General features: G+C 61.3%; 12 protein-coding genes. 10 read left to right on the forward strand and 2 right to left on the reverse strand.

From position 1 onward, the window contains the following. Positions 1–166 precede the first annotated feature (166 nt). The 7 genes from L0Y14_RS03525 (at position 167) to L0Y14_RS03555 (ending at position 5454) form a co-directional block, all read left to right on the forward strand. The gene (locus L0Y14_RS03525; RefSeq protein ID WP_006474265.1) at positions 167–649 is read left to right on the forward strand and encodes a C-GCAxxG-C-C family protein; all 483 of its coding nucleotides are present in this window, start codon (positions 167–169) and stop codon (positions 647–649) included. A 62-nt stretch (positions 650–711) separates the two neighbouring features. Beyond that, on the forward strand, positions 712–1344 hold the full coding sequence (gene nth / locus L0Y14_RS03530) for an endonuclease III (RefSeq protein ID WP_040819103.1): 633 nt from the start codon (positions 712–714) through the stop codon (positions 1342–1344). A 47-nt stretch (positions 1345–1391) separates the two neighbouring features. After that, on the forward strand, positions 1392–1850 hold the full coding sequence (locus L0Y14_RS03535) for a DUF302 domain-containing protein (RefSeq protein WP_006474263.1): 459 nt from the start codon (positions 1392–1394) through the stop codon (positions 1848–1850). Positions 1851–1866: 16 nt separating this feature from the next. Next, the gene (locus L0Y14_RS03540) at positions 1867–2295 is read left to right on the forward strand and encodes a DUF1841 family protein (RefSeq protein WP_006474262.1); all 429 of its coding nucleotides are present in this window, start codon (positions 1867–1869) and stop codon (positions 2293–2295) included. A gap of 10 nt (positions 2296–2305) precedes the next feature. Further along, entirely contained in the window at positions 2306–2497 is a 192-nt protein-coding gene (locus L0Y14_RS03545) for a hypothetical protein (protein WP_138921778.1), read from the forward strand. Positions 2498–2647: 150 nt separating this feature from the next. Continuing rightward, a complete protein-coding gene (locus L0Y14_RS03550) occupies positions 2648–3043 on the forward strand; it encodes a host attachment protein (RefSeq protein WP_006474260.1) in 396 nt (131 codons plus the stop codon). 20 nt (positions 3044–3063) lie between these two features. Then, positions 3064–5454, forward strand: a complete 2391-nt coding sequence (locus tag L0Y14_RS03555; RefSeq protein WP_006474259.1) for a Lon protease family protein — start codon at positions 3064–3066, stop codon at positions 5452–5454. Positions 5455–5463: 9 nt separating this feature from the next. Here the strand turns inward: L0Y14_RS03555 and xseA are convergent, their stop codons facing one another. Both xseA and L0Y14_RS03565 read right to left on the reverse strand, forming a co-directional pair. Next, complete coding sequence (xseA, locus tag L0Y14_RS03560; protein WP_006474258.1) at positions 5464–6948, reverse strand: exodeoxyribonuclease VII large subunit; 1485 nt, start codon at positions 6946–6948, stop codon at positions 5464–5466. Beyond that, a complete protein-coding gene (locus L0Y14_RS03565; protein WP_005966157.1) occupies positions 6945–9059 on the reverse strand; it encodes an ATP-binding protein in 2115 nt (704 codons plus the stop codon). Before L0Y14_RS03565 ends, xseA begins: the two co-directional genes overlap by 4 nt. 242 nt (positions 9060–9301) lie before the next feature. Here L0Y14_RS03565 and guaB point away from each other — a divergent pair, with 242 nt between their 5' ends. From guaB to tadA, 3 genes are all read left to right on the forward strand, one after another. Continuing rightward, positions 9302–10765, forward strand: coding sequence for an IMP dehydrogenase (guaB, locus tag L0Y14_RS03570; RefSeq protein ID WP_039960636.1), 1464 nt, complete (start codon positions 9302–9304; stop codon positions 10763–10765). Between the two features lie 148 nt (positions 10766–10913). After that, positions 10914–12488: a glutamine-hydrolyzing GMP synthase gene (gene guaA, locus L0Y14_RS03575; RefSeq protein ID WP_006474255.1), complete on the forward strand. Its 1575-nt coding sequence runs from the start codon at positions 10914–10916 to the stop codon at positions 12486–12488. Further along, positions 12489–12980, forward strand: coding sequence for a tRNA adenosine(34) deaminase TadA (gene tadA / locus L0Y14_RS03580; RefSeq protein ID WP_006474252.1), 492 nt, complete (start codon positions 12489–12491; stop codon positions 12978–12980). It begins immediately after the preceding gene. Positions 12981–12983 lie beyond the last annotated feature (3 nt).

The following is a 12983-nucleotide window of genomic DNA, read 5'->3' on the forward strand; positions in this document are numbered from 1 at the left end:
CGGATGGGGGGTGGTGATCTACCCATTGCAGAGTGAGCAATCCGGCACATGGCGGAGTGGTGTTGCCCTTCAGCGGCCCCCCAGATGCTCCGATTGCCCATAATCAATGCCGCAGCTGCACCATTTTGCTGAAATTGACGGATCTTCAATCCCTGCTGGAGTAGTAATGGACAAGGAAAAGCGCGCACAACTCGCCGAACAGGCCTATGCGAAGGCGACTCAATATGAACTGGATTATGGCTGCTGCCCTCAGTGTGTGTTGGCCACGGTGCAGGAGACCATTGGCATCATCAGTGACGAGACGATCAAGGCGAGTCATGGCCTCTCTGGCGGTGGAGGTCTGATGGGGCAGGGCGCCTGCGGTGCGCTCACCGGTGGCCTGATGGCGCTCAGCGCCAAGCGCGGGCGGGATCGGGATAAACTCGACCGGGGGCGAGGCATCGGCAACTTTCGCAAGGGTCGGGAACTGGTCGAGCGCTTCCGCGAGGAGTTCGGCGGCATCACCTGTGAAGAGTTGCAGCAACGCTTCACCGGCCGCACCTATGACCTGTGGGATGCAACGGAATACAAAGCCTTTGCCGATGCACGCGGTGAGCAGTGTGCCCGCGCTACTGGTGTGGTCACCAAATGGGTGGTGGAGATGATCTGAGCGGTGCTGAACTGCTAGACTTCCCGCTTTCTGTCTTCACCAGCTGGGGCTCCACGATTGAGATGAACCAAGAGAAGCGCCGGCATATCTTTGAGCGGCTGCAGCAAGCCAACCCCAACCCCACCACGGAACTTAACTACAGCTCGACCTTCGAGCTGCTGATTGCGGTGATCCTTTCCGCCCAAGCTACTGACAAGGGGGTCAACAAGGCCACCGCCCGGCTCTTTCCGGTGGCCAACACTCCGGCTGGGATCCTCGAACTGGGCGAGACGGGGTTGAAGGAATACATCAAGACCATCGGCCTGTTCAACAGCAAGGCGAAGAATATCATCGCCGCCTGTCGGATGCTGCTGGAGCATCACGGTGGCGAGGTGCCGGAGCAGCGCAAGGCGCTGGAGGCGCTGCCGGGGGTGGGGCGCAAGACCGCCAATGTGGTGTTGAATACCGCCTTCGGCCATCCCACAATGGCGGTGGATACGCATATCTTCCGGGTTGGCAACCGCACCCGACTGGCGCCAGGCAAGACACCGCTGGAGGTGGAGAAAAAGTTACTGCGCTGGATTCCACAGGAGTTTTTGCAGGATGCGCACCACTGGCTGATCTTGCATGGGCGCTATACTTGTGTGGCGCGCAAGCCGCGTTGCGGCAGTTGTGTGATCGAAGATCTCTGCGAATGCCGCGAGAAAACCGAATGAAAGTGGCCGCAGCCGCAGCTTTGTCGAGGATTGAGAGGAGGAATGATATGAAACGATGGGCTACTCTGCTGGCGATTGCCGCCCTGCTTGCCTCAAGCTCCGTCTGGGCGGGCAATGGCCTGATCAATGTGCGTAGCGAGTTTGGCGTGGAGCGCACCATGAATCGTCTGCAAAAAGTCGTAAAGGCCGCCGGTATGAAGGTATTTGCCCGCATCGACCACGCCAAGGGTGCCGCCAGCGTCGGCAAGAGCCTGCGTCCGACCCAGTTGCTGATCTTCGGTAGCCCCAAGGCGGGCACCCCGCTGATGATCAGCGACCAGCGGGTTGGTATCGATCTGCCGCTGAAGGTGCTGGTCTGGCGGGATGCCAAAGGCGTAGTCTGGCTTAGCTACACTCGTCCGGCGCGTATTCTCAATCGCTTTGGCATCCACGATCGGGAGCCGGTGAAAAACAAGATGGCGGCGGTGCTGGCGAAGTTCGCCAAGGCAGCGACGCAAAACCCCTGACTGAGGCACTATCCCATTGTTTGGAGGTAACAGAGATAAGATCCGCCAGGTGTTCGTTGACGCCTGGCGCAAGCGTATCGGCGGTGAGCCGATGCAGCCGCTAGAGCTGGTGGTGGCGGGCATCATCGAACTGCATCCGGAGTATCAGCCGATGCTGCTGGATGGCGAGCAAGCCAAGGCACGCGACTTTCTGCCCGAGGGTGGTGAGTCCAACCCGTTTCTGCATATGGGGATGCACATCACCTTGCAAGAGCAGGTCAGCACCGATCGGCCAGCCGGCATCGCCGGCTATCATCAGCGCCTCTGTCAGCGGCTGGATGACCCTCATGAGGCGGAGCACCAGATGATGGAGTGCCTTGGCCGCATCCTCTGGGAGGCCCAATCGAACAAGCGCATGCCCGACGAGGCGGCCTATCTCGAATGTCTGAAGCGTTTAGTACTCTGATATGGGCGGGGTGAACTTCCGCAACTGCGCCCTGTGCCGAGTGATGCGCGGCTTTGCCTTTGGCGGTATGGGCGCGGCGATCTTTGGTTATGGCTCGATCTGGTTGTTCGGGGTTGAGCAGAATGAAGCGATCTATTATGCGCTCTTCGGCGCTATCGCATTGACTGCCTGGGTGCATCGCAAACGCTCTGACGATCGTTGAGTTTGGCTCGGCCCGCTTCTTCCGTCTAGCTTTCGTGGCGCAATTGTTGTTTCAGGATTAGGATTAAGTTAAGGGCTTCTCAGTCTGTTGGCCTTTTGGCAAAGGCCAGGTGACACGGGGGCGAAACTCCGCAACAGAGGGGAGAGTGCTATGTCGATGACTTGGGTAGTGGTAGCAGACACCAGTCGGGCCCGTATCTTCAATGTCGAGAAGCCGGCCAGGACGCTCAACGAGATTCAGACAGTCACCCATCCAGAGGCGCGACTGCATGAGGGTGACCTGATCTCCGACAAGACCGAGAAGCCGGATGTACGCCGGCAGGTCGAGGCTGATCGCTTCGCTGCTCATGTCTGCTCGGTACTCGAGGCGAAGCGCAAGAACGGTGAGTGCCAGCGTCTCTATCTGGTGGCTGCACCCAGCTTCCTCGGCATGATACGCAAGCATCAGAGCGCCGCTTTGAAGCAGCTGGTGGTGGCGGAGGTTGATAAAAACCTGGCGATGCAGGATGCCACGGAGATCCTTCAGCATCTGCCCAAGCTGCTCTGACCGGGTTGCGCACGCGGCTGATGGAAAAACTAAACCCACTCAGGCCCGATCAGCTCTACCGGGAGTGTGATCTTAGCGGGCTTGAGTTTACCACCACCGCAGAGCTGGAACCGTTGACCGAAACGGTGGGTCAGGAGCGGGTCAGTGAGTCGCTCGATTTTGGCGTCGGCATCGAGCATGAGGGCTATAACCTCTATGTGATGGGCTCTGCCGGGGTCGGTCGCCACCGGGTCACTATCGATGCCCTCAAACGCCTCACCCAGGAGTCCGGCAAGCGTTCGGTGGACTGGTGTTATTTAGCCAATTTCGACACTCCACATCGGCCGATCGCGATTAGCCTGCCGCCTGGTATGGGCCGGGAGCTGCGCAGCGACATGCAGGAGCTGGTGGTTGAGCTGCTCAGCGCGATCCCAGCCAGCTTCGAGAGTGAGCATTTTCAGCGACGCGCAGCGGCGATCCACGACAGTATCAAATCCCGTGAGCAGGAAGCGGTGGAGCTGTTTGGCGAGAAGAGCCGCCAGCAGAGCGTCGCCCTGCTACACACCCCGGACGGCTACACCCTTGCGCCGATCGTGGATGACAAGGTGCTCTCCTCTAAGCAGTTTGGCAAGCTGCCGAAGAAGCAACGGAAGGTGCTGCAGGCGAAGATCGATCAGTTCCGCGACCAGCTGCGCCAAGTGTTGGGACAGATCCCGATGTGGCAGCGGGAGCTGCGCAGCCGCTACAAAGAGCTGGAGCTAGAGGTGGTGGGGCTGGTGATTGAGCAGCTGATCGGCGAGCTGGCCAGTAAATATGCCGAACAGCATGAGCTGCTGAGCTACTTTGAGCGCCTGCACCGGGATCTTCTGCAGCAGATTGAACTGTTCAGCGGGACCGATGAGGAGAGGGAGTCCCCTCCAGGAGCGGATGCCCCCCGCTTCAATCGCTACAAGGTCAACCTGCTGGTGGACAATCGGGATGGCCCGGCGGTGCCGATCCTGCACGAGACCAATCCGACCTACCAGAACCTGCTCGGGCGGATCGAGCATATGGCGCGCCTCGGCACCATTGCTACCGACTTCACCCTGATCAAAGCGGGTGCGCTGCACCGCGCCAACGACGGTTTTCTGCTGCTGGAGGCAGAGAAACTGCTCGCCAACCCCTACGCCTGGGAGGCGCTGAAGCGTACCCTGAAATCCCGCGAGATCCGCATCGAATCCCTGGAGCGCCAGCTCAGCTTGGTCAGTACCACCAGTCTGGAGCCGGAGCCTATTCCCATCGACCTGAAGGTGATCCTGATCGGCGACCGCCACATCTACCATCTGCTGAAAGCCTATGATGCTGAGTTCAGTCAGCTGTTCAGGGTGGTGGCCGACTTTGCCGAGACTCTGCCGCGACAGCCGGGCAACGATCAGCGATTTCTGCGGCTGGTGGCTACTCTGCAGCAGCGTGAGGGGTTGCGGCCGATCGAGCGTATGGCGGCAGCGCGGATAGTGGAGTGGGCGGCGCGCCGCGCCGGCGACGGTGCTCGGCTTTCGCTGCACATGGGCAGTCTGGTTGATCTGCTGCAGGAGGCTGACTATTGGAGCGCCAGGGAGCAAAAAGAACAGATCGGCGTGGCGCAGCTGGAGCATGCTATCGAGCATCAGCAGAGACGTGTTGGTCAGCTACAGGAGCGTATGCAGCAGGAGATCCTCGACGGCATCCTGATGATCGATACCGACGGCATTCAGCTGGGCCGGGTCAATGGCCTGTCGGTGATCCAGGTGGGGGATTACAGCTTCGGTATGCCGAACCGCATCAGCGCCACCGCGCGCATCGGCAGTGGCGAGGTGATCGACATCGAACGCGAGGTCGATATGGGCGGGCCGATTCACAGCAAGGGGGTGTTCATTCTCTCCGCCTACCTCAACCGCCGCTACGCTCGCTATCAGCCGCTATCGGTCTCGGCGACCCTGGTGTTCGAGCAGAACTACGGTGAGGTGGAGGGTGACAGCGCCTCCGCCGGCGAGCTCTGTGCGCTGCTCTCAGCGCTCGGCGATCTGCCGCTGAAGCAGTCCCTGGCGATCACCGGTTCGGTCAATCAGCATGGTGAGATGCAGCCGATCGGCGGGGTCTGCGAGAAGATCGAGGGCTTCTTCGATATTTGCCAGGCGCGCGGTCTGGACGGCAGCCATGGAGTGATCATCCCGCAGGTCAATCTGCCCGATCTGATGTTGAAAAAGAGCCTGCGCGAGGCCGCTGCTGAGGGCCTGTTTTCTATCTATGTGGTGCGCCATGTGGAGCAGGCGATGGAGCTCTTCACCGGGATGCTGGCGGGGGTGGCGGATGAGCAGGGGGTCTACCCCAAGCAGACTGTCAACGGCAAGGTGCAGGTACGGCTGGCGGAGTGGTTTGCGCTGCGCCTGCAGCTCTCCGGTGGGCAGGGCTGAGTGCGCGATCTACTCGCCTGATTCGAGAACCCGGCAGCGCAGCCTGCCGCGGGCCAGCCTGGTCTCTATCTGATCGCCGACAGTGACCTTGGCGGCATCCCGCAGGATCGTCCCGTCTTCACTGCTGACAATGGCGAAACCCCGCTCCAGGGTGGTAAGCGGACTGAGGTTGTGCAGATCCCGGGCGAACTGGGCCAACCGTCCCTGGGCCTGTTCGAGTCGGCTCTCCATCGCCTGTTGCAGCCGCTGCTGCAAATGGTGATGTCTTTCGTCTAACGGTGCCAGCTGATGCGCTGGTGAGGCGCTCTGCAGCCGCTGTTGTAGATAGCTGAGGGCCAGCTGGGCGCGGTTCAGTTGTCGTCCCTGGCTCTGTTGCAGGCGTTCCGCCAGCTTCTCCATCCGTTGTTCAAATCGCACCAGGCGCTGCAGCGGGCTCTGTGGCTGCAGGCGCTGTTGCAGATGCGCCAGGTTGAGTCGGGCACTGTCGAGTTGGCGGGTCTGTTGTTGGCGCAGTCGCAGCCGCAGTTCGTCCAGGCGCTGGCTGAGCTGGCTCAGATGCTGCTGCGGGTGCTGCCGCTGCAGGCGTGCGCTGAGTTGTCTCAGCCGCTCTGTATGGCTGGTAGTGATGTGGCGCAGCCGTGTCTGGAGTTGTTGCTGGAGGCTGTTGAGGCGGCTGCGCAGCTCGACCTGCTCGGGGCTGGCCAGTTCGGCGGCGGCGGAGGGGGTGGCGGCGCGCTGATCGGCGACAAAGTCGGCGATGGTGAAGTCGATCTCGTGGCCGATGCCGGTGATCAGCGGGATCTGCGAGTCGAAGATGGCGCGCGCCACACGCTCATCGTTGAACGGCTGCAGATCCTCCAGGGAGCCGCCGCCGCGCGCCAGGATCAGCAGATCGCAGCGCTGCTGCCGGTTGGCCAGCTGCAGCATCTGTACGATCTGCTGTGCTGCCGTGTCGCCCTGCACCTGCACCGGGTGGATCAGCAGCGGGATCGCCGGGAAGCGTCGCGCCAGTACCGTCAGCAGGTCGCGCAGGGCGGCGCCGGAGGGGGAGGTGATCAGGCCGATCTGGCGGGGCAGCCTGGGCAGCGGTTGCTTGTGCTCGCTATAGAACAGCCCCTCGGCGGCGAGCTTCGCCTTGAGCCGGTCGAACGCCTGACGCAGCGCGCCTTCGCCGGCGGGCTCCATATGTTCGATGTTGAGCTGGAACTCGCCGCGCGCCTCATAGAGGCTGACCCGGGCGCGCACCAGCACCTGCTGGCCGTTTTGCGGCTGGAAGCGAAGCCGCTGGCGCTTGATACGGAACATCGCGCAGCGTACCTGGGCCACCTGGTCCTTCAGGGTGAAGTAGATGTGGCCAGAGGCGGGGCGCGCCAGGTTGGAGATCTCGCCCTCCACCCAGAGCAGCGGGAAGCTGCCCTCGATGACCGCGCGGCTTTCCCGCACCAGGCGGGAGATGGAGTAGATATCCCGGTTGGGCTTAAGTTGGCTGTTCATTGGTTGCGCGGCCGTTGCAGCGCCACTTTTTTGGCGGTATCGATGAGAAAGTGGCGCAGCAGGGCGTTGAGCTTCTCGGTGTCGACCGGTTTCAGCAGGTAGGCGTCCATGCCTGCGTCGAGGCACTCCTGCTTGACCTCTTCAGCGGTGTTGGCGGAGAGGGCGATGATCGGTAAGCGGGTGCCAGGCTTCTCCCGGCTGCGGTAGATGCGGGTGAATTCGATGCCGTCCATGTGCGGCATGCGAACGTCCACCAGGGCGAGATCGAAGCCGCTGGAACGGCTCAGGTCGAGGGCTTGTTTGCCGTCCTGCGCACGCTTTACCCGGTAGCCGGCCTTCGTCAGCATGGTATTGATCAGCTGAAAGCTGATGCTGTCATCCTCAGCCACCAGCACGTGGGTCTCGCGGGTGGCCTCCAGTAGCGGTACAAAGCCGCTCTCCAGGGCGAATTTCGAGTCTTCGTCCAGGGGCTGGTCGTCGATCAGCTGTTCGATGGCATGCCACAGATCGACCGGGTTGATCGGCTTGCGCAGGTTGAGGTTGTGGTTGTCGCTGCTGATCGCGTGGGTGAAGGTCAAAAACAGTACTGGCGCGCTCTTTCCCAGATAGTTGAGGAGCCGTTCGGCGCGTTCCTGGGTGTCATCGGTGGCAGGGGATTCTGCCACCAGCAGCAGGTCTACCGGATTGCCGTTGAAGCCGGAGTCTGGATCGATCTGGCGATTGTCGTAATGATCCAGCAGGATCACCTGAATGCCAGCCTGGCAGCAGTAGTCGACCAGTACATTGCGGCTCTCTGGCGAGGGCTCGGAGATGGCGACGGTAACCCCCTGTAGCGCCTCTGGAGGGCCGGGTGGGTCGTCCGGTATCTCTCTCAGGCAGGGTAGCTTCAACCAGAAGCAGCTGCCCCTGCTGGTCTCGCTGCCGAAACCGATCTCACCGCCCATCATCTTTGTCAGATCCCGTGCGATGGTGGTGCCGAGGCCGGTACCGCGGTACTCGCGGGTACGGGAGGAGTCCGACTGCCAGAATTCGTCGAAGATCCGGTTGCGCTTCTCTTTGTCGATGCCGATGCCGGTATCTTGCACCTCGAGCTGCAGATAGTGCTGTTCATCGTTATGCAGCGTCAGTGTGACGGTTATATGGCCAGAGGGGGTAAATTTGACCGCATTGCCGATCAGATTGTAGAGGATCTGGCGAAAGCGCAGTTCGTCGGCGAGGATCTCGTTCGGTACGTTGGCGTCGATGCGGCAGACCAGCTCCACCCCCTTGCTGGCAGCGCTGGTGCCGAGGCCGCTGCAGACGTCGATGACGCAGCTGCGGAGATCGAACGCCGAGGGGTGCAGCTCCAGCTTGTTGGCGTCGATCTTGGAGAAGTCGAGGATGTCGCCGATCAATGCCGCCAAGGTGTCGGCGGAGGAGCTGATGGAGCTGATGTAGCCGCGCTGTTCGCGGTTGAGCCGGGTCGCGCCGAGCAGCCGGGAGAGGCCGATGATACTGGAGAGCGGGGTGCGCAGTTCGTGGGTCATGACCGCGAGGAAGTTGCCGCGGGCGCGGCTGGCAGCCTCGGCGGTCTGACGTGAGAAGTGTAGCCGGCGCAGCAACATAAACTGATAGAGTGGCAGGATGATCAGGCCAACCAGCAGGAACAGGGTGTAGAGAAAATGCTGCGACCAGCCGTCCATTAGGATGACCACCAAGCTGTAGCCGATGACACTGGCGGCGCAGGAGAAGAGCAGATTGTGGGTGCCGTAGCGGGTGCCTTGGGAGACGAATGACCAGAGGTAGATGAGGAAAAAAGGGCTGAAGGGGTTGCCGCTGAGATAGATGCAGAAGGAGGTGCCGCTGACATCCGCAAGTGCGGCGTGCAACTGCCGTCTGGGGTTCGCTTGGGGTGTCCATATGGTATGCAGCAGCAGCCCGATGAACCAGGCGAGATGAATGCCAAAAAAGAGGATGAAATCCTCCCAGGCAAAGGGAAATAGCTCGCGCCATCTGCCGATGATGAGCACGCTCGCCATCATCACCCAGGCCAGCAGCCGTACCACGGATGATTGCAGTTCATCGCTGTTGTGCAATCTCGTCAGTATGGGGTGGTTTGCGTGTGTGGGCATTGGGGCGACCTAGTCTCTACTCAGCCTCTTTCTATTGCGGGCAGTATATCCCGGATCTTTTCAGGATGGTTGATAGCGATGTTTTCCAGCTACCCTGCTGAGGTGCCTGTCGATGACCAGACCATTCAACCAGCCGATCTCTGTTTGAGAATTTTGGTCCGTGGCAGGTGATCCAGTTTACCGGTACCGTGGCAGATTCTATAATGCCCCGCCTGACCCACTCCGATGCGGAAGCGAAGACTATGCGTGTAATCGAGGATGCCCTCACATTTGATGATGTCTTGTTGGTGCCGGCCCACTCTACAGTGTTGCCCAACGATGTCGATCTGCGGACCAAACTGACCCGCGATATCAACCTCAATATCCCGCTGGTCTCAGCTGCCATGGATACGGTCACCGAATCCCGTTTCGCCATCGCGCTGGCGCTGGAGGGCGGTATTGGCATCGTTCACAAGAACATGACCCCGGAAGAGCAGGCCCAACAGGTCGCCAACGTCAAAAAGTATGAGGCGGGAGTAATCCGCAGCCCGATCACGGTGGCGCCCAATATCAGCATCGGCGAGGTGGTGGAGCTGACCAGTGCGCACAACATCTCCGGTGTGCCGGTGGTGGATGGCGACAAGCTGGTGGGTATAGTTACCGGACGCGATCTGCGTTTCGAGACCAAGATGGACGATCCGGTGCGCAACATTATGACCCGCAAGGATAAGCTGGTCACCGTCAACGAGGGCGCCGATCGTGACGAGGTGTTGCAGCTGCTGCACAAATACCGCATCGAGAAGGTGCTGGTGGTGAACGGTGAGTTCAAGCTGCGTGGCATGATCACGGTGAAGGATATCCAGAAGGCGAAGGATAACCCCAACGCCTGCCGCGACGATCAGGAGCGACTGCGGGTTGGCGCCGCGGTCGGCGTTGGCGCGGGCACCGAGGAGCGGGTCGAGCGGCTGGCCGAGGCCGGTGTCGATGTGATCGTGGTGGATACCGCCCACGGCCACTCCCAGGGGGTGCTCGACCGGGTCGCTTGGGTCAAGAAACACTATCCCGAGGTGCAGGTGATCGGCGGTAATATCGCCACTGCCGAGGCGGCCCAGGCGCTGGTGGATGCCGGTGCGGATGCGGTCAAGGTGGGGATTGGCCCAGGCTCGATCTGTACCACCCGCATTGTCGCTGGTGTCGGCGTGCCCCAGGTGACGGCAGTCTCCAACGTGGCGAAGCAGCTGGAGGACAGCGGCGTGCCGCTGATCGCCGATGGCGGGCTGCGCTACTCCGGCGATATCGCCAAGGTGTTGGCGTCAGGCGCCTACTCGGTGATGGTTGGTGGCATGTTCGCCGGCACTGACGAGTCGCCCGGCGAGGTGGAGATCTTCCAGGGACGCTCCTACAAGTCCTATCGCGGCATGGGCTCGCTGGGCGCGATGTCCGGCAAGCAGGGCTCCAGCGATCGCTACTTCCAGGAGAGCACCGACAAGGAGAAGCTGGTGCCCGAGGGTATCGAAGGGCGCGTCCCCTACAAGGGCTCGGTGACCAACATAATCTACCAGCTGGTGGGTGGTATCCGCTCCAGCATGGGGTACACCGGCTGTGCGAATCTCGATGAGATGCGCACCAAGCCGCGCTTTGTGCGAGTTACTGGCGCCGGCATGACCGAGTCCCATGTGCACGATGTGACCATTACCAAAGAAGCGCCCAACTACCGTCGGGACTGATTGACTGTAGGTCCGCCTTCAGGCGGACATCTCCGGCTAAAGCCGGACCTACGATACTGGATCGATCCAGAGAGGCACGAGGCTCGGGTTTTCGGTAGAAAACGCCCTGTAGCTTGGTGCCTTTCTGGTTTAAACGACTGGAAAAAACATGACCACTGACATCCACGCCCATCGCATCCTGATTCTTGATTTTGGCTCCCAATACACCCAGCTGATCGCCCGCCGGGTGCGCGAATCGGGGGTCTACTGCGAGATCTTTCCCTACGATAATGCGGGTATGGGGCTGGAGCACAAGCCCAGCGGGGTGATCCTCTCTGGCGGACCGGAGACGGTGACTGCCGACGAGGCGCCGCGCGCGCCGCAGCAAGTGTTTGAGCTGGGGGTGCCGGTGCTGGGCATCTGCTACGGCATGCAGACCATGGCGGCACAGCTGGGGGGTAAGGTGGCAGCCTCCGACAAGCACGAATACGGCTATGCTCAGGTGCGCGCCCACGGCCACTCCAAGCTGTTGAAGGATATCGAGGACCATACCAATGAACAGGGCTATGGCCTGCTCGATGTCTGGATGAGCCACGGCGATCGGGTCGAGGCGCTGCCACCCGGCTTCCATGTGATCTGCGAGACCGACAATGCGCCGCTGGCGGGGATGGCCGATGAAGAGCGTGGTTTCTACGGCATCCAGTTCCACCCGGAGGTGACCCACACCCGCCAGGGCAAGCGCATCCTCGATCACTTCCTGTTCCAGATCTGTGGTTGTGAGGCGCTCTGGACCCCGGGTCAGATCATCGAAGAGAGCATCACCCAGGTGCGCGAGCAGGTGGGGGATGCCCAAGTGGTGCTCGGCCTCTCCGGTGGTGTCGATAGCTCAGTGGTGGCGGCCCTGCTGCACCGGGCGATCGGCGATCAGCTGACCTGTGTCTTCGTCGACAATGGCCTGTTGCGGCTCCATGAAGGTGATCAGGTGATGGCGACGTTTGCCGAACACATGGGGGTGCGGGTGATCCGGGTCGATGCGGAGGATCGCTTCCTCAAGGCGTTGAAGGGGGTCTCGGACCCGGAGCAGAAACGCAAGATCATCGGCAACCTCTTCATCGACATCTTCGAGGAGGAGGCGAGCCGGCTGGAAGATGTGGCCTTCCTCGCCCAGGGCACCATCTACCCCGACGTGATCGAGTCCGCCGGCGCCGCCTCCGGTAAGGCCCACGTGATCAAGTCACACCACAATGTGGGTGGCCTGCCCGACTACATGAAGCTGAAGCTGGTGGAGCCGTTGCGCGAGCTGTTCAAGGATGAAGTGCGCAAGATCGGTGTCGAGCTCGGTCTGCCCTCCGAGATGATCTATCGCCACCCCTTCCCAGGGCCGGGACTGGGGGTGCGCATCCTCGGCGAGGTGAAGAAGGCGTATGCTGACATCCTGCGTCAGGCGGATCACATCTACATCGAGGAGCTGCGCAAGCACAACCTCTACGACGAGGTGAGTCAGGCGTTTGCGGTGTTCCTGCCGGTCAAGTCGGTGGGCGTGGTGGGCGATGCGCGCCGCTACGAATACGTAGTCTCGCTGCGCGCGGTGAAGACGATCGATTTCATGACCGCCAGCTTCGCCCATCTGCCGTTCGATTTTCTCGAAGAGGTGTCGCGCCGCATCATCAACGAGGTGACGGGGATCTCGCGGGTCGCCTACGATATCTCAAGCAAGCCGCCGGCGACGATCGAGTGGGAGTAAATGACCCCAGACGAACAAGACCACCACTTCATGCAGTGTGCCCTTGCGCTCGCCGCCAGGGCGGAGGCCGTGGGCGAGGTGCCGGTCGGTGCCTTGCTGGTGCGTGATGGGGAGGTGATCGGCGAAGGCTGGAACCGGCCGATCGGCAGCCATGACCCCACTGCCCATGCGGAGATCTGTGCGCTGCGGGATGCGGCTCGGCGGGTCGGCAACTACCGTCTGCCCGATACCACGCTCTATGTCAGCCTGGAGCCCTGCCCGATGTGTGCCGGCGCGATCGTGCATGCGCGGGTCAAACGGGTGGTCTATGCTGCCTCTGATCCGCGCAGCGGGGCTGCCGGCAGTGTCTTCGATCTGCTGCCTTCGGATCAGCGTTTCAACCACCGAGTTGAGTCAGAAGGGGGGCTGCTGGCAGGGCAGAGCGCGAATCGTCTGCGGGATTTTTTTCGTGCGCGAAGAAACAAAGATCAAATAAAAGGGACATTGGGATGAGGG

This window comes from Candidatus Endoriftia persephonae, from assembly GCF_023733635.1.
Taxonomy (GTDB): Bacteria; Pseudomonadota; Gammaproteobacteria; order Chromatiales; family Chromatiaceae; genus Endoriftia; species Endoriftia persephonae.